We start from the raw sequence: 26,491 nt of genomic DNA on the forward strand, positions 1-26,491 counted from the left end.
TGTAAGCTCTGGATAGACCAGTTGTAATGGATGTATCACCACGGTTATCCACAGAATCTGTGGATAAGATCCAAAATCCCATTGAGACAACTTACGAGATCATTTGGTAGATGGGATGTGAACCAGTATACGTCCTTCCTTGCTAATACAGTTTCTCACCGTCAGCTTGAGCGCAGAGACGATAGAAATCGTCATCATCACAAAGATCGCAACCATGATCATTAACTGATATTTAATGGCGATAATAGGACTTGCGCCGCCTAAAATTTGCCCAGTCATCATTCCCGGTAGGGTAACCAAACCTGTCGTAGCCATTGTGGCAATGGTCGGAGCGAGTGAACGACGAATCGCATCACGCACAAAGGGTTGAGTGGCGTAATATGGGGATGCACCTAAAGACAACGCGGCTTCGTATTCACTGCGACGAGTTTCGAGCCCTGAGAAAAAGGTCTGCATAGAGACGATATTACCACTCATAGAGTTACCCAAAAGCATACCTGCAAGGGGAATTAAATATTGAGCATTAAACAGCGGGATGGGTTTGATGACCAATAACGTGATAATTGAAAGTATCGGCAAAAGCCCCACAACCAAACCTGTTGTGATGGGCAGCATGAGCCTAGAGGCGGGCAATTTGGCTTTGCTAATGATGGCACTGGAACCAATGAGCAACATGAGTATCAGCCAAAGTAAATTTACAATTAAGCTATTGATAGTAAATAAGTATTCTAGATAGATGCCGACCAGTATAAGCTGCAATGTCATACGTGCCACACTGATGAAAATATCCTTTCCTAGATCAAGCTGGTAGTAGCGATCGCAAAGTAGTGGGACAGCTAGCAAGCTGAAGAATATCGCCAAAACCAGCCAATCTATGTCTATAACACTGTCCATAATTTTCCCTCAATTATTCCGTCGCTAGTTTATCAGACTACAGAACAGCCTCACCTTGTCTTGAATTCGGTAAACATAAGAAAAAACACTCATTTTAGCTACATTACCGTTACAAATGGGCTAAAGTTAGCACGATAGTTGTGTGCCTCTAAAGTGGTGCATGTTAATAAATGTTATCCAAATGATGCGCATAATGGGAGGGTTTAACAGTTTGTTTACTATTAACAATTCTTCACATTTAGGCGTATATTGACACATCAGAATGCAATTAAACATAACTCTGGATGAGCTCAAAAAAGTGTTGGATAACAAGGGCAGAACGTCCGGAATTGATTGAACCCTACTAAGAGTATGGTCTAACATTTCTCTTTAGAGATTGTAAAAAAACTTTAGCTTATTCGATAGAGCTAACCAATAACACTAGATACAAAATAGGCAAATGTATGAGTGATGTTAATAAAATCGAGAGTGGTGAAAAACGCTCTCTGGAGTGGAAGTCATTCCTCTTCATCGCGGTTGTTCTCTTCCCTGTTTTAAGTGTGGCGTTCGTAGGCGGTTACGGATTCCTAGTGTGGATGCTGCAAGTATTCTTTATGGGTCCTCCAGGTGCTCATGGCATGTAGGCCAATGAGCTCAATTCCACATTTTTAAAAAGATTTTAAGAGAGCAAAACATGAAATCATTGATCATTAAACTGTGGCGTACCATGACACGCCCTGCAGTTCATATCAGCCTAGGTGTGCTGACTATGGGCGGCTTTATTGCGGGTGTTATCTTCTGGGGTGGCTTCAACACTGCTTTGGAAGCGACTAACACTGAAGAGTTCTGTGTCAGTTGCCACACCATGCGTGACAACGTATACGTAGAGCTTCAAGAAACCGTTCACTGGAAAAACCACTCTGGTGTTCGCGCGACTTGTCCAGACTGCCACGTACCACATAACTGGACTGACAAAATCGCTCGTAAGATGCAGGCTTCAAAAGAAGTGTTCGCTCAGGTATTTGGTAACTACGATGAACCAGGAGTATTTGAGGAGCGTCGTATTGAGCTTGCTAAGCACGAGTGGGATCGTTTCTCTGCGAACAAATCGCTAGAGTGTAAAAACTGTCACAACTACGAATCGATGGACTTCGAGCAAATGTCTCCGACTGCACGTATCCAGATGAAACAAGCAGCAGAAAAAGATCAAAGTTGTGTTGACTGTCATAAAGGTATTGCCCACAAACTACCAGCCGGTATGGACAGCATTGGCGGTATCGTTGGTGATTTAGAAGCATTGGCATCAAATACCAACTATGGTGTTGGTCAGTCATTAGTGAGTGTTCGTCACTTGCCAGTGTACTTCGATGCTGAAGGTACTCAAGAAGCGGGTTTACTAAACCCTGCATCCACGGTAAAAGTGATTGCAGACAAAGGTGACTTTGCTGAAATCGAAATCGATGGCTGGCGCAAAGCGAAAGGCTTTGGTCGCGTGATTCAAGAAGATTTCGGCAAAAACATTGCGGTGGCTTCACTTCTTAAAGAAGCATCAACTGACAGCAACGTGGTGACAACAGGTGAGAAACGAGTAGACGAGCTAACGGGTCTTCCTTGGGAGAAAGTGGCTGCGAAAGTATGGATCAAGAAAGAATCTATGCTGAACGATATCACTCCAGTGTGGGAAAAATCGAAGGAAGCGTACAAGACAAACTGTTCAGTCTGTCATACACAACCAGCTGAAGCGCACTTTGATGCCAACACATGGCCTGGTATGTTCGACGGTATGCTTGCGTTCGTTAACTTGGATACAGATAGCGAAGCACTTATCCTGAAATATCTACAGAAGCACTCTTCAGATTATGCTGAAGGTCACCACTAATAAGCGTCGGATGGAGTAATTTAAATGGCTATTACACGAAGAAGTTTTCTTAAAGGCGTTGCAACGACAAGTGCGGCGTCAGTAATCGGTCCGAGCTTATTAGCGTCTGCTTCTGCAAACGCAGCTGAGACCGTAGGTACTTGGAAAGTAACAGGTTCACACTGGGGCGCGTTCCGCGCCCACATCTACGCGGGTAAAGTTCAAGAGATCAAGCCGCTAGAGTTAGATAAGAACCCAACAGAGATGCTTAACGGTATCAAAGGCATTATCTACAGCCCATCACGTGTGCGTTACCCAATGGTACGTCTAGATTGGTTGAAGAAGCACAAATACAGTGCGGAGACACGCGGTAACAACCGTTTTATCCGAGTGACTTGGGACGAAGCGTTAGACTTGTTCTACCGTGAGCTAGAGCGCGTACAGAAAGACTACGGTCCATGGGCTTTACACGCGGGTCAAACGGGTTGGAACCAAACTGGTTCGTTCAACAACTGTACAGCACACATGCAACGTGCGGTTGGCATGCATGGTAACTTCATCACTAAAGTGGGTGACTACTCTACAGGTGCAGGTCAAACCATTCTGCCATACGTTCTAGGTTCTACCGAGGTATACGCGCAAGGTACATCTTGGTCAGAGATTTTAGATAACTCTGACAACATCATCTTGTGGGCAAATGACCCAGTGAAAAACCTCCAAGTAGGTTGGAACTGTGAGACTCACGAGTCGTACAAGTACCTCGCTCAATTGAAAGAAAAAGTCGCTAAAGGTGAGATCAACGTTCTGTCTGTTGACCCAGTTAAGAACAAGACTCAACGTTACCTAGAAAACGACCACCTGTACATCAACCCGATGACAGACGTTGCATTCATGCTGGCTGTAGCGCACGTGCTTTACAACGAAAACCTTTATGACAAGAAGTTCATTGAGACTTACTGTCTAGGTTTCAACGAGTTTATTCAGTACGTTCAGGGTGAGACAAAAGATAAAGTTGTTAAGACGCCTGAATGGGCAGCGGAAATCTGTGGCGTTAAAGCAGACAAGATTCGCGAATTTGCTCGTATGCTGGTTAATGGTCGTACTCAGATCCTTATGGGTTGGTGTATTCAACGTCAACAACACGGTGAGCAGCCATACTGGGCAGCGGCTGTTGTTGCCGCTATGGTCGGTCAAATCGGTCTACCTGGCGGCGGTATCTCTTACGGTCACCACTACTCAAGTATCGGTGTACCTTCGACTGGTTTTGCTGGCCCTGGTGGTTTCCCACGTAACCTTGACCAAGGTATGAAACCGAAATGGGACAACAACGACTTCAATGGTTACAGCCGTACTATTCCGGTTGCGCGTTGGATCGACTGTCTACTAGAACCAGGTAAAGAGATCAATTACAACGGCGCTAAAGTTAAGCTACCAGACTTCAAGATGATGGTGATTTCGGGTAACAACCCTTGGCACCACCACCAAGATCGCAACCGCATGAAGAAAGCATTCAAAAAGCTTCAAACTGTGGTAACGATTGAGTTTGCTTGGACAGCAACGTGTCGTTTCTCAGATATCGTGCTACCTGCTTGTACGCAGTGGGAACGTAACGACATCGACGTGTACGGTTCATACTCAAGCAAAGGTCTGATTGCGATGCACCGCTTAGTGGATCCTCTGTTCCAATCTAAGCCTGACTTCCAAATCATGAGTGAGCTGACTCAACGTTTTGGTCGCCGTGAGGAGTACACTCGTGGCATGAGCGAAATGGAGTGGATTGAGAGCCTTTACAACGATTGTCGTGATGCCAATAAAGGTAAGTTCGAAATGCCAGAATTTGCAGAGTTCTGGGAGAAGAGCGTACTAGACTTTGGTGAAGGTCAGCCTTGGGTTCGTCACGCAGATTTCCGTAAAGATCCGGAGCTCAACCCTCTAGGTACTCCTTCAGGTTTCCTAGAGATTACTTCTCGTAAGATCGGTCGTTACGGTTATGAACACTGTCAAGAGCACCCAATGTGGTTCGAGAAGACAGAGCGTTCTCACGGCGGTCCAGGTTCAGACAAACACCCGTACTGGCTGCAATCGTGTCACCCAGATAAGCGTCTTCACTCTCAGATGTGTGAATCGGAAGAGTTCCGTGCGACTTACGCGGTTCAAGGCCGTGAACCTATCTACATCAATCCTGCCGATGCGAAAGCAAAAGGCATTAAAGATGGCGATTTAGTTCGTGTATTCAACGACCGTGGCCAACTTTTAGCGGGTGCGGTTGTTACAGATAGCTACCCTCGTGGTGTTGTTCGTATCGAAGAAGGTGCTTGGTATGGTCCTCTGAACGAGAAAGAGGGCGCAATCTGTACTTACGGCGATCCAAACACATTGACCATGGACATCGGCTCATCTGAGCTTGCTCAGGCAACATCTGCGAACACATGTATCGTAGACTTTGAGAAGTTCACTGGCAAAGTACCGCCAGTTACCTCATTCGGTGGTCCAATCGAAGTGGCTTAATCACGTCGAAGAGATAAAAAATACCAGTCAATAGGCTGGTATTTTTTTGCTCGTTTTTTGACATTTAGCGCTTACTGTTTAGTCCGTAGCGCGTTTTTAGTCTCTGCAATTCTTGTGCGGCTTGTTGGTCGAAGAATTTGTTCAGTACCTCGACAATTTGTTCTGCTTGTGGGTGGCTCTTGCGCACCGCAGCGTACAAGGGTGTCGAGTCGAGGTAGACGTCGCTAAAAGCGAGTTGCCCTCTATCAATCCCCATTTCTTTAATCGTCCATTCTCCTACCACTTCATCGGTAACCAAAGCATCGGCTCTTTCTGTGAGGACAAGGCGAATGCTGTTCGGAAGGTCGATCGATATAACTGGCTTCATTTGGTCATACTCAAGTAGGCTTCCCGCATAGGCGTAGCCGTTAATCAGAGCAACGCGCTTATCTTTAAAGCTCTCTAAGGACTTGAATTTGAAGTTGCTCTTTCGTAACGAAACAACGGCCATTTGGTTATACATGTAAGGTTGCGTAAACAGAAAGGTCTTTTCTCGCTCTTCCGTTTTCCATATTGCGATAATGACGTCGTTTTTGCCTTTGATGGTCTCTTTAAGAATTCTTGCCCAAGGTTTCTGGGTAAATTGGACTGTGTAACCTGAAGAGGTGAGCGCATTAACGACCATGTCATGGGCGATGCCTTTGCCAATGGGAGAATCCATGATAAATGGAGGCCAAGCTGTTTGGGCTGCATGCAAGGTCTCTGCCGCAGTGGAGCTTGCCCATAGACTCAATGTGATGCAAACGGTGATCTTAAGACGGCTTGTAAACAAAAGGGTTACTCTTTATTGACTGTACTTTGAGTTTAGTCGACGCATGTCAAGCGAAAGAGTTTTTCTTGATTGTCTCATTGACTGAGAAAATGAATTAATTATTTTGAACCTTATTAACCCATTGGTTTTTAAAATGTTTAGATAAAAACTTACAATTATTGTGATCTTTATCTAAATTTATCACCATTAATGGCGAAAAGGTGCGCTTTTTTAGTTGTTGTTAGGTTTTTATCGATTGCGCATTATGATTTCTTAGTTCTTTTTCGATTGTTTTATTTGTTAATTATCAGTAGGGCGAATAGTTTCTGCCATCAGAGCGAGCAGATGGTGTATGACGCTCATAAATAAAAATATATAGGAACAAATAAAAATGAAAAAGACAGTATTAGCAGTAGCACTTTCTCTTGTTGCTGGTTCAGCGATCGCAAACGATGTAAACCAAGATGTATCTGAGCGTGCACGTGAATCAATCATCGACCTTATCCTATCTGGTGACGAGTTCTCAGTAGGTGGTCAAGTAGCCGTTGGTGGTTACTACCAAGAAGGTCGTAAAGATGGTGCTGAAAAAGAAGAATTTTACAACGGTGGCGTAACGGGTTTTGACCTATTCGTAAACTACCAGAAAGGTAACGTTCTTGGTCAGTTCGCGGGTGAATTTGACCTAGCTGAGAACTACTCTTCTATGGACGCTAAATTCACTGTAATCGACGCTTGGGTTGGTTACAAAACTGGTTTTGGTGTTGCGACTATCGGTTACGCAAATGATTCTGCGCTAGATGCAGTTGACGGCGCAGCAGACCTAACAATCGAATTCGGCGCTTCAGCTTCTGATGCTTCAGATGTAAACCAAGTGGTTAAGTTTGAAGGTATCAAAGAAGGCTTCAAATACGCGATTTCTTACTACGGTGACCGCGAAGCAGACGCGACTGGTCAAAAAGGCTTTAACGGCTACGTTGGTTACCAAAACGACAAGTTCCAAGTTAACGCTGGTTACGAAAACAACGACGAGAAAAACAGCAAAGACGGCATCGAGCAAATCATGCTAGTTAACGGTGTGGTTAACTTTGGTGATATCGCGATTGGTGCTAACGTTGCTCAACATGAAAAATTCAACGGCGACGACTCAATGCTATACAGCGCATCTGCTGGCTACACTATGGATAAACTGTACCTAGCAATCGGCTACGCACACCAAGAAGGTTACGCAGCGAATGACTTCGATACGCAGTACACTAACTTCGGTGCGTCTTACCAAATCACTAACAAACTTTCTACGTTAGTAGATTTCAAAGTTGACCTAACTGACGAAAACGGCAACGATGATATAGAAGCGTTCTTCAAAGTTGCTTACGACTTCTAATCAAGTTTAGGCTCTTACTTTTACGGCCTGCATTGCAGGCCGTTTGTTATAAAGCAGGACGCTTTGCGCAATAATCCACTGCCTTTTTGCCCTCCGGAGATGGAGGGCTGTTTCGTTTTCAAAAAGGCACATTAAGCAGTGAATTCACTAAAAAATGCGTGTCAATTTGAAACTTGGACTAAAGCGATAAAAATCTGAAACGTGATGAGAGTACGCTTTTGTACTGTTGATGAAATGGACAATAAAATAGGCGAGTGCTGTAATGGACGGGTTCCAGTTTTCTTCAGAGTATTGATATGGCCCAGCAGTTAGAACTTGCCAATGGTCGCAAAGTCCTAGTCCCAAGTTACCAAATTCAAATCACCCAAGATAAAAACCAGCTTTCATTCTCTTTCCAAGGTCTGAGCAATGACAAGTTTGATCAACGGTTCTTACTGTGTCAGACGGAATTCAATTTTGAGCGCAGCGCTGTATTGCTCGGGGACGGCTTTCAAATGCTGGCGCAAACTACGGGGACGGTCGATGAGCCAATCGACATTGGACGTTGTCCTGATAATAGCCTTAGCTACCGTATCTACCCGAGCAGTGCCAATAAACGTTATTACAACTATTTGGTGATTGAAGATTCTCAGGGCTACAACTTGTTTGGCTTTACGTCATGCCACCGCTTTGCGGGCTATTTTGAGATCGAAGAGTCTGAAAGTGGTCTGATGATCAATGCGTATTTGGATGGAGAAAACACTTATCCATTGGATTGGGCGAGCAATCAGTTAGAGTCTCTTGTCTGCTTACAAGGCGAATCACTGTCTCGTCTATATAGTGACTTTTCCGATTTGATTTCACAGCATCACACTCCAAGGCCTGGCGTGACAAAACCTTCGCCTATCGGCTGGTGTTCTTGGTATGCCTACTATGCGGAAGTGAACCAACAAAATATCTACGACAATCTAGAAAAAATGCAGGGCAAACTTGCTCAACTGGATTACGTTTTGCTTGATGATGGGTATCAGGCTTTTATGGGAGATTGGCTAACCCCTTCTGACAAGTTTCCGTCGGGAATTAAAAACGTTATTGCTCGGATAAAATCGGCGGGGAAAAAACCAGCAATCTGGTTAGCCCCTTTTATTGCTCAGCCTGAGTCAGAGGTTTTCAAAAACCACCCTGATTGGTTTGTACGTCATCAAGATAACTGCCTGCTCAAAGCCGATGATGTAACCTATGCTGGTTGGCGATGTACGCCTTGGTACATTCTCGATACGACTCACCCAGAGGTTCAGACGCACTTGACCCATGTTGTTAAAGTGATGAGAGAAGAATGGGGAGTGGAACTGTTTAAGCTTGATGCAAACTATTGGGGCACGCTCAAAGGTAAAAGAAGCCAAAGCGGAGTCACTGGTGTAGAAGCTTATCGTCTTGGGATGGAAGCGATTGCAGAAGGCGTGGGTGATGGTTTGATCTTAGGCTGCAACGCGCCGATGTGGCCATCTATTGGTCTGGTGGACGCGATGCGGGTCTCTGATGATGTTGAGAGAAACGAACGTCGCTTTGAACAGATCGCCAAAGAGACTTTCTATCGCAGTTGGCAGCATCGTCAGCTTTGGCAGTGTGATCCAGATTGTGCCACGTTTGTTTCTCTTGCTAATCAAGCCGCAGAAAGACAAAGTTACGAATTCCACCGTGACGTTCTACTCGCCTCTGGGGGCCTATTGCTATCGGGCGATCCATTAACCGAACTGACCCCGTTTGCTCAACGTTCGTTAAGTAAACTGCTGCTAAGGCACAAACACTGTCAGGAAGCGGCGCGCTTTACTGCGTTAAATCTCCATCACGCCTATTTACCTTTGACAGAGAGAAACGAATTACACTGTCTGTTTAATTATCAGCAAGCGGCACGTGACATCACTTTAACTGCGGATCAACCTGTCTATTGGTACGACTACTGGAGCGGAGAGAAGCTGGTGGCAGAGCCAACCCCTGTTATTGAAGTGAGTCTTGAGTCAGGCTTATCAAGCCGAGCGATAATTACCTCGATATAGCACAAAGAGTGCTTTAACATGTGTCACTGAACAAAAAAACATATCGATTAGGTATCAATGTCAGTAATACTTGGTATTGACCCTGGCTCTCGAATCACGGGATACGGGGTCATACGTCAAAATGGTCGTCATCTCCAGTACCTTGGTAGTGGATGTATACGCACCTCAGAAAAAGAGCTCTCTGGGCGATTGAAGCAGATTTACGCCGGAGTTTCAGAAATCATCACTCAGTTTCAACCGGACGTTTTTGCCATTGAACAAGTCTTTATGGCACGGAACGCGGATTCAGCATTAAAGCTTGGTCAAGCTCGTGGTAGCGCTATTGTGGCTGCAGTTAATGCTGAACTGCCCGTTTATGAATACGCGGCAAGATTGATCAAACAAGCGGTGACAGGAACGGGCGGGGCAGACAAAGAGCAGGTTCAGCACATGGTCCAACAGATGCTGAAGTTACCTGGTCGTCCGCAAGCTGATGCTGCCGATGCACTGGGCGTGGCAATTTGTCATGCCAATACCAATAAAACCCTGATTGCAATGGCAGGAAAGGCAAGCAGTGCCCGTCGAGGTCGTTATCGATAGACCTACCAATGGTGCCGAGCTCAACTTACAGGTCGATGCAGTCCGCACACTGACCTCTCAACTTGATCAAGTTGTCTCAAAAATCTAGTCAATAATGATAAAGAACTGGATGTCTATCCAGTTCTTTATTATCCTGTCGCAAATTCATTTCTAAGAGTATCCACTGTGATTGGACGTCTGCGCGGCATTCTAATTGAAAAACAACCACCTGAATTATTGATTGAAGTTAACGGCATTGGCTACGAAGTTCAGATGCCGATGAGCTGTTTCTATGAGCTGCCAAATGTTGGTGAAGAAGCAATCATCTATACTCACTTCGTGGTACGTGAAGATGCGCAGCTACTCTACGGTTTTAATACAGTCAAAGAACGTGCGTTGTTTAGAGAAGTGATTAAAGCAAATGGCGTTGGTCCTAAACTGGGTCTGGGCATATTATCGGGCATGACGGCGAGCCAGTTTGTTGCCAGCGTCGAAAGAGAAGATATCTCGACACTGGTTAAGCTACCAGGGGTGGGTAAAAAGACGGCAGAGCGACTTGTGGTTGAGATGAAAGACCGTCTCAAAAGTTGGAGTGCTGGTGATCTCTTTACACCTTACACTGATGCCGCACCAATTGACTCTGTGCCAGAAGCTGCTCAGTCGAGCGCAGAAGAAGAAGCGATCAGTGCACTGCTCGCGTTGGGTTACAAACCCGTCCAAGCCTCAAAAGTGGTTTCTCAGGTAATGAAACCAGAGATGAGTAGCGAGCAATTGATTCGTGAAGCCCTGAAGTCGATGGTTTAAAAGGTATCAGTCATGATTGAAGCGGATCGCTTAATAGCACCAGACAATACGATCTACAAAGAAGAAGATGTTATCGATCGTGCGATACGCCCTAAGAAGTTAGAGGACTACAAAGGGCAAGATCACGTCCGTAACCAGATGGAAATCTTCATTAAAGCAGCTCAGTTGAGAAATGAAGCACTGGATCATCTGCTGATATTTGGTCCTCCAGGTTTAGGTAAGACGACCTTAGCCAACATTGTCGCGAATGAAATGAACGTAAATATCCGTACAACTTCCGGCCCTGTGTTGGAGAAAGCGGGCGATTTAGCCGCCTTATTGACCAACCTTGAAGAGAACGATGTGCTCTTCATCGATGAAATTCACCGCTTGAGCCCAATGGTTGAAGAGGTGCTCTACCCAGCGATGGAAGACTATCAGTTAGACATCATGATTGGTGAAGGCCCAGCGGCTCGCTCGATTAAAATCGACTTACCACCGTTCACGTTAATCGGTGCGACGACGCGAGCTGGCTCTCTGACCTCTCCTCTGCGAGATCGTTTTGGTATTACGCAGCGTCTCGAGTATTACAAGATCCCAGATCTACAAAACATTGTTCAACGCAGTGCGGATTGTCTCGGTCTTTCGATGGAAGCCGAAGGTGCTCTAGAGGTTGCGCGTCGCGCACGTGGGACACCGCGTATTGCTAACCGCTTGCTTAGACGTGTGCGTGACTACGCGGAAGTGAAGGGGGACGGTCACATTTGTGCTGAAGTGGCAGACAAAGCGCTCAACATGCTTGACGTGGATGCTCAAGGATTCGACTACATGGACAGGAAACTGCTATTAGCCATTATGGAAAAATTTGGCGGTGGTCCCGTTGGGCTCGATAACATGGCGGCCGCGATTGGCGAAGAGAAAGACACCATAGAAGATGTTCTTGAACCTTATCTTATTCAACAAGGTTATTTGCAACGAACACCACGAGGCAGGATTGCCACCGATAGAGCGTATCTTCATTTCGGAATTGAAAAATAAGTTTTCACGGCCAGCAAAATCTTGCTGGCTTTTTATTATTAGTGATCGAAATCACATTAAACCAAATTGCCTACCACTAGATAGGTAATGTAAATGAGTGAGTTGTTAACCACTTGTTTTGCATAAAAGTAATTTACCAGCCATAAGCAACCCTCCTTTAACAAATAAGTTTCAAAATATTTGATTTAGATCAAAATGGCGCTTTTTTAATCAAAAATGCCGCACAAAAGTTGATACAAATCAAAGCGAACTCTGTCTATAAACCTTTTGAAACAACCTGTTTTTAGCAGTAATATTAGCCCCAGCTATATTAGCTGATGCTTAACAATTAACTAACCATTGCGGTACATTTTTGCAACACATTGCCTATAGCTGGTAACGCGAGTTAAGTTCGTTCAACGATTAATAACAATGCATTAATGGAAAGAGTGTCTTCAGCCGACACATAGGAGTAAACATGATTGACGTAGTTGATCTGTCGCGATTGCAATTTGCACTGACAGCGATGTATCACTTCCTCTTCGTACCACTGACTCTAGGTATGGCCTTCCTATTAGCCATCATGGAATCTCTGTACGTAATGACGGACAAGCAAATCTACAAGGACATGACAAAGTTCTGGGGTAAGCTTTTCGGTATTAACTTCGCTCTAGGCGTGGCTACCGGCCTAACCATGGAGTTCCAGTTTGGTACCAACTGGTCTTACTATTCACATTACGTAGGTGATATTTTCGGTGCACCTTTGGCGATCGAAGCACTAGTAGCCTTTTTCCTAGAATCGACATTTGTTGGTCTGTTCTTTTTTGGCTGGGATCGCTTATCAAAACGTCAACACTTAGCCGTAACTTGGCTTGTGGCCCTTGGGTCTAACTTCTCAGCACTTTGGATTCTCGTGGCAAACGGCTGGATGCAAAACCCAGTTGGCGCGGAATTTAACTTCGAAACCATGCGTATGGAGATGGTGAGCTTTGCTGAGGTTGTTCTAAACCCAGTTGCTCAGGTTAAATTCGTTCATACGGTTGCTTCTGGTTACACGACTGGCGCAATGTTTATTCTAGGCATCAGCTCATACTACCTATTAAAAGGTCGTGACATCGCGTTCGCTCGTCGTTCATTTGCTATCGCTGCCTCTTTCGGTATGGCTGCGATCCTATCCGTTATCGTCCTAGGTGATGAATCTGGTTACGAGCTTGGTGAAGTTCAGAAAGTGAAACTTGCTGCGGTAGAAGCAGAGTGGCACACAGAACCTGCTCCAGCAGCATTCACTCTGTTTGGTCTGCCAAATCAAGAGACAATGCACACCGATTACGCCATTAAGATCCCTTACGTGATGGGTATCATTGCGACTCGTTCATTCGACGAGCAAGTGACTGGTCTACGTGATTTACGTGACCAGCACGTTGAGCGTATCCGAACGGGTATGTACGCGTACGAGTTGCTAGAGAAACTGCGTGCTGGTGACAAGACTCCAGAAAACATGGCAGCGTTTGATGAAGTGAAAGGTGACCTTGGTTACGGTCTACTTCTGAAACGTTACACCGACGAAGTTGTTGATGCGACAGAAGAACAAATCCAAGCGGCAGCGGATGATTCTATCCCTAAAGTTTGGCCACTATTCTGGTCATTCCGCATCATGGTCGCGTGTGGCTTCATCATGCTGTTCGTATTCGGCGCGGCGTTTATTCAAACATGTCGTCAGAAGATCGAACAAAAGCCTTGGATTCTTAAAGCAGCACTGTTCAGCATTCCACTACCTTGGATTGCGATTGAAGCCGGTTGGTTTGTTGCAGAATATGGCCGTCAGCCATGGGCAGTAGGTGAAATCCTACCGACGCATGTGGCAGCTTCTGCTCTAACGATCGGCGAGCTATGGACTTCACTATTTGCAATTATCGCACTGTACACAGTGTTCCTAATTGCTGAAGTTTACCTAATGCTGAAATTTGCACGTAAAGGTCCAAGTAGCCTGAAAACAGGTCGCTACCACTTCGAACAAGAAGCTAACTCTGTTGAAGACAAAGTCGGCCGTTCAGTCGAAGTATAAGTGAGGGAATATTATGTTTGATTACGAAATCTTACGACTTATTTGGTGGATCCTAATCGGTGTATTACTGGTAGGCTTCGCTGTAACTGATGGTTTTGATATGGGTGTTGCGTCGCTTTCGCCTGTTATCGGTAAAACTGACACAGAACGCCGTATTATGCTAAACACGATTGCTCCTCACTGGGATGGCAACCAAGTTTGGCTAATCACTGCTGGGGGTGCGCTATTTGCGGCGTGGCCATTGGTATACGCAACGTCGTTCTCTGGCTTCTACCTAGCAATGTATGTGACTCTAGCTGCGCTTTGGCTACGTCCTCTTGCTCTTGATTACCGTTCAAAGATCGAAGATCCAAAATGGCGTAAAGCTTGGGACTACGCACTTTGCTTTAGTGGCACAGTACCACCAATCATCTTTGGTGTGGCGTTTGGTAACCTGCTACAAGGTGTACCGTTCGAGCTAAACGACCTGCTAATGTCTCAGTACAAAGGTACTTTCTTCGCTCTTCTGAACCCATTTGCTCTGCTATGTGGTGTGCTTAGCTTGATGCTATTCGTACTTCAAGGTGCAACTTGGCTACAGATGAAGACAACAGAAGCGCTACATGTTCGTGCTCGCGGCGTTGCGCAAATCACTGGTTTGATTGCAGTAGCACTGTTTGTTGCGGGTGGTTTCTGGGTTCAGTCAATTGATGGTTATGTTATCACTAGCACAATCGATACCTTTGCAGACTCAAACCCACTGAACAAAGAAGTGGCAGTTCAAGCAGGCGCTTGGATGACAAACTTCGAAACTTACCCAGCGCTATGGGCAGCGCCTGCATTAGGTGTGGTAATGCCACTTCTAGCAGCATTCGCTTCTCGCATTGAGCGCGGTGGCTTTGCATTCCTATTCTCAAGTCTTGCTAACGCAGGTGTTATCTTGACTGCAGGTTTCGCAATGTTCCCATTCGTTATGCCTTCTAGCCTAATGCCAAACCACAGCCTAACAATGTGGGATTCAACGGCAAGTGAGCTAACTCTAGGCCTAATGACTGCAGTTGCAGCGGTAATGGTTCCTGTGATTCTTGGCTACACGACGTGGACATACTACAAAATGTTCGGTCGTCTAGATAAGAAACATATCGAAGACAACGACGTTTCAGCTTACTAAGGAGCAATAGATATGTGGTATTTCGCATGGATTCTGGGTGTATTGCTAGCATGTGCATTCGGCATCATCAACGCTCTTTGGTTAGAGCACTCAGAAATGATGGACAAAGATAGTGAGTAATCTCGCTGAGCAGGTAGCTAAGCTACATGTGCCTGTTGATAAGGCTCTGTTTAGAGTCTTATCGCTAGTGCTCGGTTTTTACCATGTCGCTATGGTGATGTGGGATCCTGAGCTCTATGCCAATTCCATTGGTGGCTTCAATGCGGTGATTTCACCACTTCTGATTTGGGCAATTTGTTCAAGCATGGTGTTCGGCATTGGCTTTAAGCCTCGGAATTGGTATTGGCAGGTTCTTTTCAGTCCTTACTTCTCATTGGCGATTCTTATTTACCTGACGGTACTTCGCCTTTTATAGAAGCTCGGGCAAACTCTGCTCATTTCGTATAAAAAAAGCGCGACTCTTACTCGAGTCGCGCTTTTTTTTGTTTCAAGCTTTGAAAACAGCTAAATGAGCGTTGCACAAATGGTAACGAGTTGCGTTATAGTATTCGCCTGAACAAATTATTCGGACATCCAAGTGCAGGAACAAGCAGCAATTTTTGAGTGGCCAGTCACTGTCTATTATGAAGATACAGATGTTGGTGGTGTCGTCTATCACTCAAACTATCTTAAGTTTTTTGAACGAGCACGTACTGAGCTACTTCGTACTATTAATGTTTCGCAACAAACTCTACTGGAACAAAACATTGGTTTTGTAGTCCGACACATGGATATTGATTTTTTGCAGGGTGCACGTCTTGACGATCATCTTGTAGTAAAAACATCTATCTCTGACCTAAAGAAAGCTTCTCTCACATTCTGTCAGGAGATCGTTAATCCTGACGGTAAAACATTGTGTAAGGCAATGGTTAAGGTAGCATGTATCGATAATAAGAAAATGAGGCCAAAAGCTATGCCTCAATCAATAGTTATGGAGTTAACTAATAGTGACCGCTGATATCTCGATGCTTGACCTCTTCTTACAGGCCAGCCTGCTAGTAAAAATGGTTATGCTGATTTTGTTAGGTATGTCGATCGTCTCTTGGGCGATGATCATCAAGCGTAGTAAAGTGCTTTCTCAGGCTTCTAAAGAAGCAGAAACGTTTGAAGACAAATTCTGGTCTGGTACTGATCTTTCGATCTTGTACCAGAACGCAAAGAAGCGTAAGGACGAACTGGGGGGTACAGAAGAGATTTTCTATTCTGGCTTTACCGAGTTTGCTCGTCTACGCAAATCCAATGCAGATTCTCCTGACTTTATTATGGAAGGAACAGGACGTGCAATGCGCGTGGCGGTTTCTCGCGAAGTGGATGAACTTGAGACTAATCTGCCGTTCCTTGCGACGGTAGGCTCAATCAGCCCGTATATCGGTCTGTTTGGTACGGTATGGGGTATCATGCATGCCTTTATCGCGCTAGGTGAAGTGAAGCAAGCCACGCTCGCTATGGTTGCTCCGGGTATCGCAGAAGCACTGGTTGCAACAGCAATGGGTCTATTTGCTGCTATTCCAGCAGTAATGGCGTACAACCGTCTAAGTAACAAAGTCGGTAAGTTAGAACATAACTACGCGACCTTCTCAGAAGAGTTCCACAGCATCCTACACCGTCAGGCTATGGCGGGCAGAGAATCGGGTAAGGAATAACTGCGATGGCTGGTTACCAACCCAAAAAGCGCAAAATGACTGCCGAAATTAACGTGGTGCCGTACATCGATGTGATGTTAGTACTGTTGATTATTTTTATGGTGACGTCACCTTTTGTTACCCAAGGCGTTGATGTTGAATTGCCAAAAACAGCAACAGCACAGCCCGCCTCCGAATTAGCGGGCGATAGTGATGCGAGTTTTATCATTGTCGAAATCGACAGAGAGGGTAACTTGGGCTTGAGCGTGAATGATGAAGAAGTCATGCGTGGTATTTCACTGCAAGATCTTATTGTCCGTGTCAAAGCGGAACTGTCGCTCAAACCCGATTCGCCTGTTGCCGTAGGTGGTGACGCTGCAACGCCATATGCTGACGTTGTTTTGGTGCTGGATGAATTAAGCCGTGCTGGTATTCCTAAGGTTGGATTGCTAACGGACATAAAGGAATAGCTTTCGTTGTCCATGAAAGAAACTAAATCTAAACAGAACGACTACAAGAAGCCGATAGCGATATCGGCGGCTTTGCACGCACTCTTAATCGTCGCCTTGATCTGGGGGACTGATTTTACCATGTCGAAACCTGAGCCAACGGGCAATATGGTACAGGCTGTGGTGATTGACCCAAGCCTTGTTAGGCAGCAAGCGCAGCAAATTCGTAGTCAGCGTGAAGAAGCGGCGAAAAAAGAGCAAGACCGTTTGGATAAGCTTCGTCGTGAAAGCGAGCAGTTAGAAAAGAACCGCAAAGCTGAAGAAGAGCGGATCCGTAAGCTAAAAGAGCAGCAAGCGAAAGAAGCGAAAGCCGCTCGTGAGGCTGAAAAACAACGTATTGCTAAAGAGAAAGAGCGCAAAGCGGAAGAGCAACGTGCGCGTGAAGAGAAGCAACGTGTCGCTAAGCTCGAAGAAGAGCGCAAAGCAAAAGAGCAAGCGATCAAAAAAGCGGAACAAGAACGATTAGCCAAAGAAGCGGCGATTGCCAAAGCTGAGCAAGAGCGAATCGAACGTGAAAAAGCGGCCAAAGCGGCTGAAGAGAAAGCACGTCGTGAGCGTGAAGCTGCGGAAAAAGCGGAACAAGATCGCATCGCCAAAGAAAAAGCAGCGAAAGAAGCCGCCGAGAAAGCTCGTCAAGAGAAAGAACGCTTAGAGCGAATTGAACGTGAGCGTAAAGAGCAAGAAGCGGCACTGAACGATATCTTTGCTGGCCTAGAGACGGAGGCTGAAGCCAATACTTCAGCTCGGTCAAGCCACGTTGCAAACGAAGCGCAGCGCTATGGGGCGATCTATAGCCAACTTATTCAGCAAAATCTCCTACTGGAGGACAGCTTTAGGGGAAAGTCTTGTCGAGTTAACTTGCGTCTGATCCCTACTGGAGCAGACGCAATATTAGGTAATTTGTCGGTTTTAGGCGGAGACAGCCGTTTATGCGCAGCTACGAAGCGCGCGGTGGCACAGGTGAACAGTTTCCCGTTGCCTAAAGACCCTGACATTATCGAAAAAGTTAAGAATATCAATTTAACCGTAGTACCTGAGTAATAAGGAAAAGCTTGTGTTAAAGCGACTAGTATTAGGATGTATGCTCACCGTCATGAGTGTGTTTCAAGTAGCCAATGCGGCACTGGAACTTGTGATTACAGATGGTATCGATTCGGCTCGTCCAATCGCTATTGTGCCGTTTAAATGGGAAGGCAGCACTAAGTTGCCTGAAGATGTCTCTGCGGTGATCGCATCGGATCTTCAACGCAGTGGTAAATTTAGCCCAGTGGCGACCAGCAAAATGCCACAAACACCCTACAGCGATGCCGAAGTAGACTTTAATGCTTGGACTGGTTTAGGCGTGGATGCTTTAGTTACCGGCTCAATCTCGCAAGATGCCAAAGGCGACTATGTGATTAACTACCAACTTGTTGATGTGGTTCGTGGTCAACTGACTCAAGGTCAAAGCAAGGCGCTTAGCGATGATGGTCAGTTGGTGCTATCGAAAGATCATGTACTATTTAACAAGCGAGCGACGGTACCGGGTAAACGCATGAGAGAGTATGCTCACCGTATCTCTGATCTGGTTTATGAGGCACTTACTGGTGAGAAGGGCGCGTTCCTGACTCGTATCGCCTATGTGGTGGTGAATGATAAAGATCAGTTCCCGTACCAGTTACGTGTTTCTGACTATGACGGTTACAACGAGCGCCTTGTGCTTCGTTCTAAACAACCTTTGATGTCACCAGCATGGTCACCAGATGGTAAAAAACTGGCTTATGTTAGCTTCCAAAATGGCCAAGCTGAAATCTTCATCATGAACATCTACACAGGTGAGCGTGAGAAAGTTACGTCATACCCGCGTCACAATGGTGCGCCAAGATTCTCTCCGGACGGTTCTCAGCTCGCACTCGTGTTGTCGAAAACAGGCAGCTTGCAGGTTTACACGCTAGACCTGAATACTCGTAAATTGACTCAAATTACCAGCGGTCGAGCGAACAATACTGAACCGTTTTGGCATCCAGATGGTAAATCTCTCATCTTTACTTCGGATCGGGGTGGAAAACCTCAGATTTATCAAGTAGATTTGGCAAGCGGATCAACCAAACGTATTACATGGCAAGGGAGCCAGAATCTAGGTGGTCAAATTACCCCTGATGGTCGCTTCCTGGTAATGGTCAATCGTAGCAACACAGGTTTCAACCTAGCTAAGCTAGATCTTGAAACGGGCGCTATACAGACGTTGACTAAAACGTTGCTAGATGAGTCTCCAAGCATCGCGCCAAATGGCGGTATGGTGATTTACAGCTCTATCTACAACAAAACCAATGTTCTTTCTATGGTGTCTATTGATGGACGCTTTAAAGCAAGGTTACCGGCAACAAATGGTCGAGTTCGTGCTCCAGCATGGTCACCGTTTTTGTAGCAAGTAAGTATCAATAATAAAGGAAACTATAACAATGCAACTAAACAAAGTTCTTAAAGGGCTTCTAATTGCGCTACCAGTTCTAGCGGTTACAGCATGTAGCTCAAGTGACGATGCGGCAAATGCTTCTGGTTCTACTGAGACAAACCAAACTCAAACTGTAGACAACACAGTTGTTTCACCAATCGACCAAAACGGCCTATTGTCTGAGCAAGAGCTAAAAGAGCAAGCACTACGCGAAACTCAAACTATCTACTTTGCTTTCGACAACGCAACTATCGCTAGTGATTACGAAGAAATGCTAGCAGCACACGCAGCATACCTAAGCAAAAACCCAGCTCTAAAAGTCACTATCGAAGGTCACGCGGATGAGCGTGGTACTCCTGAGTACAACATCGCACTAGGTGAGCGTCGTGCTAACGCAGTTGCTAAATACCTAGAAGCTCTTGGTGTTCAAGCTGACCAAATCTCTATCGTAAGCTACGGTGAAGAGAAACCACTTCTTCTAGGTCAATCAGAAGATGTATACGCTAAGAACCGCCGTGCAGTTCTAGTGTACTAATTGAGGAAAACCTCATGTTCAGTAACCTTAAGCGCATTGTTACGCTAACGTTACTGGCAAGTGCAGCGAGTACTGTTCTCGCTGCACCAGCTCCAGTATCCGACCTAAGCGGTAGCAATTCCGCCACTTCTTCGTCTTCAGTTCGTAGTAACGAAACTGATGTTCAGCGCTTAGAGCGCCTATTGGAAAACCGCAATCGTGTTCAGTTGCAAATGCAGCAGCAATTAGACGATATGGCTAATGAAATTAGCGATTTGCGTGGCCAGCTTGAAAAAAGTACCTATGACATGCAGCAGATGTTGCAGCGTCAGCGAGAGTTATTTATTGAACTCGATAAAGTACGAGCTCAAGCGGCAGCCCCAGTAGCTAAGTCTGATCAGACAGATTCAGCGGCTAACACTGGTGGTACATTTAGCTCTGATGCCGATGAGCAAACAGCGTATCAAAACGCAGTAGACTTGATTCTTAAGAAACGAGACTATACGGGTGCGATTGCTGCTTTTCAGCAGTTCCAGAAAGACTATCCAGATTCGAGTTTCACGCCAAACTCTCACTATTGGCTTGGCCAACTTTACTTTGCTAAGAAGCAAGATAAAGACGCAGTGAAGAGCTTTGCTGCCGTGGTGACTTACAAAGATTCAAACAAGCGTGCGGATGCACTGGTTAAACTTGGTGAAATCGCCGAGCGGAACAACAATGCTGCGCAAGCGAAAAAGTACTTCCAACAAGTGGTTGACGAGTACCCGAACAGTGCTTCGGCTAAGCTAGCGAACACCCGCTTGAATTAATAAAAATTGCCATGAAAAGGAGCGCTCGTCGCTCCTTTTTTCTTTCCTGCCTATCTTATTACTAGGGAAACTGGAATAGACTCGCTTGTTGAGGTTACAATACGCGGATTACCGGAAGTTGCGTAGAGCAAGAGCAATGAGCCACATATTAGATACGATTGAAACAGTTTACCCTTTCCCTCCAAAGCCAGTACCGCTGACATCTGAACAAAAACAAGCGCATGTTGAAAACATCAAAGCGCTGCTTAAAGAAAAAGATGCGGTCCTAATTGCCCACTATTACACTGACCCTGAAATTCAGGCGTTAGCAGAAGAGACGGGTGGTTTTGTTGGCGACTCCCTCGAAATGGCTAAGTTTGGCAACCGCCACCCAGCGAGCACCCTAATCATCGCTGGTGTTCGCTTTATGGGTGAATCTGCCAAGATTCTTACGCCTGAAAAACGTATTTTGATGCCGACCTTAGAAGCCGAGTGTTCACTTGACCTTGGTTGTCCAGCGGATAAGTTTACTGAATTCTGTGATGCACACCCTGACCATACCGTTGTGGTTTACGCCAACACTTCGGCGGCGGTTAAAGCACGTGCTGATTGGGTTGTGACATCAAGTATCGCACTAGAGATTGTTGAGCACTTAGATTCTGAAGACAAGCCAATCATCTGGGGTCCAGACCGCCATTTAGGTTCTTACATCGCGAATAAAACTGGCGCAGACATGTTGCTTTGGCAAGGTGAGTGTGTGGTTCACGACGAGTTTTCCGCCGACGCTTTACGCAAGATGAAAGGTCTTTACCCAGAAGCCGCGATTTTGGTTCACCCTGAGTCTCCGGCAAGCGTTGTTGAATTCGCAGACGCAGTGGGTTCAACCAGTCAGCTAATCAAAGCGGCAAAAGAGTTGCCACAGCAGAAGATGATCGTTGCAACGGACAAAGGTATCTTCTTCAAGATGCAACAGTTGGTTCCTGAGAAAGAACTGATTGAAGCGCCAACAGCAGGGGCGGGCGCGACATGCCGCAGCTGTGCACATTGTCCTTGGATGGCGATGAATGGCCTGAAAGCGATCGAATCGGCGCTACGTGATGGCGGAAAAGAGCATGAAATCTTTGTTGATGAAGAAGTTCGTGTTAAGTCACTGATCCCATTGAACCGTATGCTCGACTTCGCTGAGCAACTGAATATGCAAGTGAAAGGCAACGCGTAAACGTAGAGTGTTGTCACAGATATAGAAACCAGCTTTCGTGGCTGGTTTTTTTATACTTGTGCTTGGGTTTAAATAACCATTCGTGAGTTAGAGGTAAGGAGCACCATGTCTCTTTGGTTAACGTTTAAAAAATGGTTGAATTCCAACCTGTTTAATCTGAGCAATCGCAACCTTGCGCTCTTGGTTGTTGCCTATATTGTTGTTTCTTGGGCGCTACTTAGCCTGAGTGGTGAGCATGCACTCACTTCAGAACCTTCGACCTTTATCTATTTTTTGATGGTGACGGCATCGACGGTGGGTTATGGCGACCATTCACCACAAACCTCGCTCGGTAAGTGGATTGTCGTATTGCTTGTTATTCCGGGTGGATTAACCCTGTTTGCGGCTTTAATTGGACGCTTAGCAGGCGGCGCCGTGGATTACTGGCGTGCAGGTGTATTAGGAAAACGGAGAGTTGGTGTGGAAAATCATATATTGCTTTTAGGATGGAATGGACAACGCACTATTCACCTGATTCGAATGCTGCAACATGAAGAAGAGGGAAAGCGCCCGATTGTGTTGTGTAGTCGTTCGGATATTGAAAACCCACTTCCTGGTGAAATTGGATTCGTCAAAGTGACCAGTTACACCGACACACAAGAGATGGAAAAGGCCGCAATTGATAAGGCTGGCTGTATTGTGGTTGATAATTTGGAAGACGATATTACTCTTTCGGCCGCTCTCTACAGCGCCAATGTCAATCCTAGTGCGCATCTACTCGCCTATTTTAAAGATGAGGCGTTGAGCCGACTGCTAAACCAGCACTGCCCGAATGCTGAGTGTATTCCAGCTGTAGGGGCAGAGATGCTTGCAAAGGCAGCGGTTGACCCAGGTTCGAGTGCGCTTCATCAAGAGCTGTTAGCGTCGACTCGAGGTATGACGCAATACTCCACCATCTATCCGCAATCTATGTCACCGATTAAGGTCGAACTGGCCTTCGACTATATGAAGCGCCACTTTCACTCAACCTTGATTGCTTTAGATGTAGGAAAAGGAATAGAACTCAATCCGGATCTGGAGCGTGAGATTGTCGCCGGAGCCAAGATTTTTTATATCGCTGACGAGCGAATAGAGAATTTTGAGTGGGAAAAACTCAGCTAGTATCAATGGCCGTTCGGCTTTGCGAGCGGCCATTTTCAATAGTGTTACTCTTGTTCAGCCAGCATTGAGCCGCGCATAGCCAGTCCGCACAGCATGGTTGGAATTGCGTTGAAGATCTCTTCAAACTGTTCTAGACCTTCAATCCCTTGCTCAGACAATGTAGCGATTGAGGTCTCTGGATCGTAAAGCATACTTAGCGATAACAGCACGCCGCCAAGTAAGGCGTTGTCTTCGCTGTCTTCTGGCATAATGGTTTCCCAATCATCACGAGAAAGCTGCCAGCCTTGCAATACGCCTTCACAGAAGTCGCGAGTGGCTTCAGAAACGATATCTTCTTCATCTAGTGCGCAGCCTTCTGGCCACTGCCACTGGTTCGATAGTAGAGCAGGGCGGTATGCATTCCATAACGCTATAATCTGCTCAACATAGCTCTCGAGCTGCTCGCCATCACTAAAAGGCGCGACTTCTTCACCACCCCATAGGAAAGGTAGCCATTCATGGGGAGTAAGGATATGAGGCGCGGCTGCCATAGCAGTAATAAAACCATGGGTCTTCGCTTCGTTGATGAGCTTACCTTCAAGCTCTGGTAATGCGAGCAGTTGTTGTAGAGTCAATTTAGACACCCTATTAAAATCAGGACATGTGATATGGCAATGGTAACAGCCCAGACTTGGGAGAAAAAGGTTGCTGTCACGATATATTCGCTATAATTTTTTATAAACAGTCAAAATTCAAAGATTTATGGATATACGTTCATCACTGAAACGGAAGAGCATCGTCGCCCTAGCAGTTTACCTCGCTATGGTAATCACCTTAATTGGTACCATCAGCTATTTGGTGGTAGAGCCTCCTACGCGTGAACAACTAGAAATGAATCTCGATTTGCGAACTCAGCTCATCTCGTCGCAGATTGGGGAGCCAATTAACAGCTCTCTGGGGATCTTGCAGGGAATTGTGAGTTTGGGCAGCAACCCTGATGCTCAAGAACATCAGGCCGCGATGCTATATAACCTCTTCTCTCTGATTGATGGCGTTACCGTTAGCGGCGGTTTGTGGCCAGTGCCGCCCTCCATTGATCAGGATACGGGGCTTAAAAGCCTTTTCTTTAACCGAGCTAATGATGGGCAGGTGGATCGGATTTTGTCGTGGGATAACCCTGAATCCGGTGGATACGATCAGGAATCGTGGTACGTCTCTGTCGTCGAAAAACCGATTGGTACCGTTTCTTGGTCCCCGGTTTATATTGACCCTTTTACCCATGTTCAGATGATTACCGCTTCTTCGCCTTACTACGTCAATGGTGTCTTTACTGGCGTGGCGACGGTAGATATCTCACTAGAAACACTCGTTGAATTTGTTCGCTTACATGCTGAGGAGTATGACTTAGGGGTTATCCTGAGGGACGGCTACGGTGACGTGATCATGGAATATAACTTTCAGTTGGCAGATGGTATCTATATTAGCCAGCATCAGTTCGGGGATTTCAACTGGAGCGTCGATGTGGTCAACGCCAAACGCTTAGTGGACGAACAGGTTTATGATGTAGTGTCTAAGGTTGAAGCCGCGATCGTACCGATCATGCTTGTTTGTGTCATGCTAGGTTACTTCCTTATCAACCGTTTTCTCATTACGCCAATCAGTGTCATCGCCCGCAGTGTTGATATGTCTAAAGAGGGCGGTAGCATCGACATCCGCTACAACAGCAATGATGAGATTAAGTATTTGATCGATTCGTTCAACCAAAAAACGATCTACTTAGAAGCAGAAAAAATCAAGGCTCAAGCCTCTACAAAAGCGAAAAGTGCTTTCCTTGCGACTCTGTCTCATGAGATTCGTACCCCAATGAATGGGGTGCTGGGCACCGCGCAGATCTTACAGAAGACGGAACTCAACCAAGAGCAGCGCAAACACCTAAAAACACTCTATGAGTCAGGGGAGCACATGATGACCTTGCTGAATGAGATCCTCGATTTTTCTAAAGTAGAGCAAGGGCACCTTGAGCTTGAGTACCATCCATTCCCGTTGGAATCGATCATCGGCAGCGTAAACAGCGTTTACTACACCTTGTGTGCAGAGAAGGGGCTGCAATTTAAAGTCTATTCTGAAGTTCCGACAACGCGTTGGTATAAAGGTGACAAAGCTCGTTTGCGGCAGATTTTATTCAACCTGCTCAACAATGCAGTTAAGTTTACCTCACGAGGCTACGTTGAAGTCTATTTCAAAGAAGAACAGCGCAACGCTCGAAATTACCTACTGATCCGAGTGAGAGATACCGGCATAGGCATTAAGAAAGATGCCCAGCAGAAAGTATTTAAGCCGTTTGAACAGGCAGAATCTTCCACCACTAGGCGCTTTGGTGGTACAGGGCTTGGTCTAGCGATCGTAAAACAGCTATGTGAACTTATGGAGGGGGAAGTACGGCTTACCAGTGAGTTAGGGATTGGTTCGAGCTTTGAAGTTTCACTCTGTATTGAGCAGTGCCAGCCAGTGTTCTCTGAGTTGATTGAGCATCGCAAGCTGGATTACAAAGGCTTAAAAGTGCTGATTGTTGAAGATAATCGAACCAATGCAATTATCCTTAATACCTTTATGACCAACAAAGGGTTTACTTGTGAGTGTGTAGAGAACGGTGAACTGGCGGTACATGCTATTGCAACAGGAAGCTATGACTTGGTGCTTATGGATAACCATATGCCTGTCATGGATGGCGTAGAAGCAACTTCGGCAATCAGAAGCCTAGCGGGCTCTCAGAGTGAGATCTTAATCTTTGGATGTACGGCCGATGTGTTTAAAGACACGCGCGAACGAATGTTTGGCGCAGGGGTGAATTACATTGTTTCTAAACCGATAGACGAAACTGAGTTGGATGATGCCCTACTAAGCCACTCAGATAAGTTATATCAGTTCAAGTCAGAGCTATTCCGCTGCTCAAAGGAAAATACTGCACTCAAGCTTGAAGAGCCTTTGATGATGTTTTTCATGGCGATTGAAAATCAAGAACTCGCAGAGGCGCAGGAACGTTTAGGCTCAATAAAACAGCAGCTTGAAGGCGTGGCTGTCCCTTTGCTTCAGGAAAATATCGATACCATTTCATCCTGCTTGGCCGCAGGAGAACTCCCCAACCAAGATGACTTAGATGTCCTTGCTGTACAAATGAAAGACTACTGTAACTAAATTACACCAAGTTGAGTGTTTTTTAATCTAAAG

Annotated in this window: 25 protein-coding genes; 22 read left to right on the forward strand and 3 right to left on the reverse strand. The window is 45.8% G+C overall.

The annotated features are described in order from the left end of the window. Window positions 1-99: 99 nt before the first annotated feature. A complete protein-coding gene (locus DA100_RS12460) occupies window positions 100-894 on the reverse strand; it encodes an ABC transporter permease (RefSeq protein ID WP_138972438.1) in 795 nt (264 codons plus the stop codon). A 443-nt stretch (window positions 895-1,337) separates the two neighbouring features. On the opposite strand from DA100_RS12460, the gene torE reads away from it, so the two are divergent. From torE to torA, 3 genes are read left to right on the forward strand one after another with little or no spacing between them, the layout of a single operon-like run. Next, on the forward strand, window positions 1,338-1,517 hold the full coding sequence (gene torE / locus DA100_RS12465; protein ID WP_138972439.1) for a trimethylamine N-oxide reductase system protein TorE: 180 nt from the start codon (window positions 1,338-1,340) through the stop codon (window positions 1,515-1,517). Window positions 1,518-1,567: 50 nt separating this feature from the next. Next, window positions 1,568-2,752, forward strand: coding sequence for a pentaheme c-type cytochrome TorC (torC, locus tag DA100_RS12470; RefSeq protein WP_138972440.1), 1,185 nt, complete (start codon window positions 1,568-1,570; stop codon window positions 2,750-2,752). 24 nt (window positions 2,753-2,776) lie between these two features. After that, on the forward strand, window positions 2,777-5,239 hold the full coding sequence (gene torA / locus DA100_RS12475) for a trimethylamine-N-oxide reductase TorA (protein ID WP_138972441.1): 2,463 nt from the start codon (window positions 2,777-2,779) through the stop codon (window positions 5,237-5,239). A gap of 64 nt (window positions 5,240-5,303) precedes the next feature. On the opposite strand, the gene DA100_RS12480 is transcribed toward torA, so the two are convergent. Beyond that, the gene (locus DA100_RS12480; RefSeq protein ID WP_138972442.1) at window positions 5,304-6,050 is read right to left on the reverse strand and encodes a transporter substrate-binding domain-containing protein; all 747 of its coding nucleotides are present in this window, start codon (window positions 6,048-6,050) and stop codon (window positions 5,304-5,306) included. Window positions 6,051-6,420: 370 nt separating this feature from the next. Between DA100_RS12480 and DA100_RS12485 the strand changes: the two genes are divergently transcribed. The 18 genes from DA100_RS12485 to DA100_RS12570 all read left to right on the forward strand — a co-directional run bounded on the left by DA100_RS12485 (window position 6,421) and on the right by DA100_RS12570 (window position 23,284). Beyond that, entirely contained in the window at window positions 6,421-7,410 is a 990-nt protein-coding gene (locus tag DA100_RS12485) for a porin (protein ID WP_138972443.1), read from the forward strand. 296 nt (window positions 7,411-7,706) lie between these two features. Further along, a complete protein-coding gene (locus DA100_RS12490; protein ID WP_138972444.1) occupies window positions 7,707-9,446 on the forward strand; it encodes an alpha-galactosidase in 1,740 nt (579 codons plus the stop codon). A gap of 57 nt (window positions 9,447-9,503) precedes the next feature. Beyond that, on the forward strand, window positions 9,504-10,025 hold the full coding sequence (ruvC, locus tag DA100_RS12495; protein WP_138972445.1) for a crossover junction endodeoxyribonuclease RuvC: 522 nt from the start codon (window positions 9,504-9,506) through the stop codon (window positions 10,023-10,025). Between the two features lie 165 nt (window positions 10,026-10,190). Continuing rightward, window positions 10,191-10,808, forward strand: a complete 618-nt coding sequence (gene ruvA, locus DA100_RS12500; RefSeq protein ID WP_138972446.1) for a Holliday junction branch migration protein RuvA — start codon at window positions 10,191-10,193, stop codon at window positions 10,806-10,808. A 12-nt stretch (window positions 10,809-10,820) separates the two neighbouring features. Further along, complete coding sequence (gene ruvB / locus DA100_RS12505) at window positions 10,821-11,825, forward strand: Holliday junction branch migration DNA helicase RuvB (protein WP_138972447.1); 1,005 nt, start codon at window positions 10,821-10,823, stop codon at window positions 11,823-11,825. Window positions 11,826-12,282: 457 nt separating this feature from the next. Continuing rightward, window positions 12,283-13,869, forward strand: a complete 1,587-nt coding sequence (gene cydA / locus DA100_RS12510) for a cytochrome ubiquinol oxidase subunit I (protein ID WP_138972448.1) — start codon at window positions 12,283-12,285, stop codon at window positions 13,867-13,869. 13 nt (window positions 13,870-13,882) lie between these two features. Continuing rightward, window positions 13,883-15,019, forward strand: a complete 1,137-nt coding sequence (gene cydB, locus DA100_RS12515) for a cytochrome d ubiquinol oxidase subunit II (RefSeq protein ID WP_138972449.1) — start codon at window positions 13,883-13,885, stop codon at window positions 15,017-15,019. Window positions 15,020-15,031: 12 nt separating this feature from the next. Next, window positions 15,032-15,139, forward strand: coding sequence for a cytochrome bd-I oxidase subunit CydX (gene cydX, locus DA100_RS12520; RefSeq protein WP_000270284.1), 108 nt, complete (start codon window positions 15,032-15,034; stop codon window positions 15,137-15,139). Then, entirely contained in the window at window positions 15,132-15,434 is a 303-nt protein-coding gene (gene ybgE / locus DA100_RS12525; RefSeq protein ID WP_053438518.1) for a cyd operon protein YbgE, read from the forward strand. Before cydX ends, ybgE begins: the two co-directional genes overlap by 8 nt. Window positions 15,435-15,596: 162 nt before the next feature. Beyond that, the gene (ybgC, locus tag DA100_RS12530; protein WP_138972450.1) at window positions 15,597-16,016 is read left to right on the forward strand and encodes a tol-pal system-associated acyl-CoA thioesterase; all 420 of its coding nucleotides are present in this window, start codon (window positions 15,597-15,599) and stop codon (window positions 16,014-16,016) included. After that, a complete protein-coding gene (tolQ, locus tag DA100_RS12535) occupies window positions 16,006-16,701 on the forward strand; it encodes a protein TolQ (protein WP_138972451.1) in 696 nt (231 codons plus the stop codon). The genes ybgC and tolQ overlap by 11 nt, the downstream gene beginning before the upstream one ends. Window positions 16,702-16,706: 5 nt before the next feature. Next, window positions 16,707-17,150, forward strand: coding sequence for an ExbD/TolR family protein (locus DA100_RS12540; RefSeq protein ID WP_138972452.1), 444 nt, complete (start codon window positions 16,707-16,709; stop codon window positions 17,148-17,150). Window positions 17,151-17,162: 12 nt separating this feature from the next. Further along, window positions 17,163-18,230, forward strand: a complete 1,068-nt coding sequence (gene tolA, locus DA100_RS12545) for a cell envelope integrity protein TolA (protein ID WP_138972484.1) — start codon at window positions 17,163-17,165, stop codon at window positions 18,228-18,230. A 13-nt stretch (window positions 18,231-18,243) separates the two neighbouring features. Continuing rightward, entirely contained in the window at window positions 18,244-19,596 is a 1,353-nt protein-coding gene (tolB, locus tag DA100_RS12550; protein ID WP_138972453.1) for a Tol-Pal system beta propeller repeat protein TolB, read from the forward strand. 34 nt (window positions 19,597-19,630) lie between these two features. Further along, entirely contained in the window at window positions 19,631-20,158 is a 528-nt protein-coding gene (gene pal / locus DA100_RS12555) for a peptidoglycan-associated lipoprotein Pal (protein WP_138972454.1), read from the forward strand. Window positions 20,159-20,172: 14 nt separating this feature from the next. Beyond that, window positions 20,173-20,946 (forward strand): tol-pal system protein YbgF, encoded by a 774-nt coding sequence (ybgF, locus tag DA100_RS12560; protein WP_138972455.1) that lies wholly within the window; start codon window positions 20,173-20,175, stop codon window positions 20,944-20,946. 136 nt (window positions 20,947-21,082) lie between these two features. After that, on the forward strand, window positions 21,083-22,144 hold the full coding sequence (gene nadA / locus DA100_RS12565) for a quinolinate synthase NadA (RefSeq protein ID WP_138972456.1): 1,062 nt from the start codon (window positions 21,083-21,085) through the stop codon (window positions 22,142-22,144). Window positions 22,145-22,249: 105 nt separating this feature from the next. Continuing rightward, window positions 22,250-23,284, forward strand: a complete 1,035-nt coding sequence (locus DA100_RS12570) for a potassium channel family protein (RefSeq protein ID WP_138972457.1) — start codon at window positions 22,250-22,252, stop codon at window positions 23,282-23,284. 44 nt (window positions 23,285-23,328) lie between these two features. Here DA100_RS12570 and DA100_RS12575 read toward each other — a convergent pair whose 3' ends face one another. Then, complete coding sequence (locus DA100_RS12575; protein ID WP_138972458.1) at window positions 23,329-23,898, reverse strand: UPF0149 family protein; 570 nt, start codon at window positions 23,896-23,898, stop codon at window positions 23,329-23,331. A gap of 127 nt (window positions 23,899-24,025) precedes the next feature. On the opposite strand from DA100_RS12575, the gene DA100_RS12580 reads away from it, so the two are divergent. Further along, window positions 24,026-26,458 (forward strand): hybrid sensor histidine kinase/response regulator, encoded by a 2,433-nt coding sequence (locus DA100_RS12580; protein ID WP_138972459.1) that lies wholly within the window; start codon window positions 24,026-24,028, stop codon window positions 26,456-26,458. The last annotated feature ends 33 nt before the right edge of the window (window positions 26,459-26,491 follow it).

Source organism: Vibrio sp. Hep-1b-8 (assembly GCF_006124995.1).
Taxonomy (GTDB): Bacteria; Pseudomonadota; Gammaproteobacteria; order Enterobacterales; family Vibrionaceae; genus Vibrio.

Bases quoted from the DNA above. Each gene is read 5' to 3' on its own strand.
- DA100_RS12460 (WP_138972438.1), bottom strand. From the start codon at position 894: ATGGACAGTGTTATAGACATAGATTGGCTGGTTTTGGCGATATTCTTC.
- torE (WP_138972439.1), top strand. From the start codon at position 1,338: ATGAGTGATGTTAATAAAATCGAGAGTGGTGAAAAACGCTCTCTGGAG.
- torC (WP_138972440.1), top strand. From the start codon at position 1,568: ATGAAATCATTGATCATTAAACTGTGGCGTACCATGACACGCCCTGCA.
- torA (WP_138972441.1), top strand. From the start codon at position 2,777: ATGGCTATTACACGAAGAAGTTTTCTTAAAGGCGTTGCAACGACAAGT.
- DA100_RS12485 (WP_138972443.1), top strand. From the start codon at position 6,421: ATGAAAAAGACAGTATTAGCAGTAGCACTTTCTCTTGTTGCTGGTTCA.
- DA100_RS12490 (WP_138972444.1), top strand. From the start codon at position 7,707: ATGGCCCAGCAGTTAGAACTTGCCAATGGTCGCAAAGTCCTAGTCCCA.
- ruvC (WP_138972445.1), top strand. From the start codon at position 9,504: ATGTCAGTAATACTTGGTATTGACCCTGGCTCTCGAATCACGGGATAC.
- ruvB (WP_138972447.1), top strand. From the start codon at position 10,821: ATGATTGAAGCGGATCGCTTAATAGCACCAGACAATACGATCTACAAA.
- cydA (WP_138972448.1), top strand. From the start codon at position 12,283: ATGATTGACGTAGTTGATCTGTCGCGATTGCAATTTGCACTGACAGCG.
- cydB (WP_138972449.1), top strand. From the start codon at position 13,883: ATGTTTGATTACGAAATCTTACGACTTATTTGGTGGATCCTAATCGGT.
- cydX (WP_000270284.1), top strand. From the start codon at position 15,032: ATGTGGTATTTCGCATGGATTCTGGGTGTATTGCTAGCATGTGCATTC.
- DA100_RS12540 (WP_138972452.1), top strand. From the start codon at position 16,707: ATGGCTGGTTACCAACCCAAAAAGCGCAAAATGACTGCCGAAATTAAC.
- tolA (WP_138972484.1), top strand. From the start codon at position 17,163: ATGAAAGAAACTAAATCTAAACAGAACGACTACAAGAAGCCGATAGCG.
- pal (WP_138972454.1), top strand. From the start codon at position 19,631: ATGCAACTAAACAAAGTTCTTAAAGGGCTTCTAATTGCGCTACCAGTT.
- ybgF (WP_138972455.1), top strand. From the start codon at position 20,173: ATGTTCAGTAACCTTAAGCGCATTGTTACGCTAACGTTACTGGCAAGT.
- nadA (WP_138972456.1), top strand. From the start codon at position 21,083: ATGAGCCACATATTAGATACGATTGAAACAGTTTACCCTTTCCCTCCA.
- DA100_RS12570 (WP_138972457.1), top strand. From the start codon at position 22,250: ATGTCTCTTTGGTTAACGTTTAAAAAATGGTTGAATTCCAACCTGTTT.
- DA100_RS12580 (WP_138972459.1), top strand. From the start codon at position 24,026: ATGGATATACGTTCATCACTGAAACGGAAGAGCATCGTCGCCCTAGCA.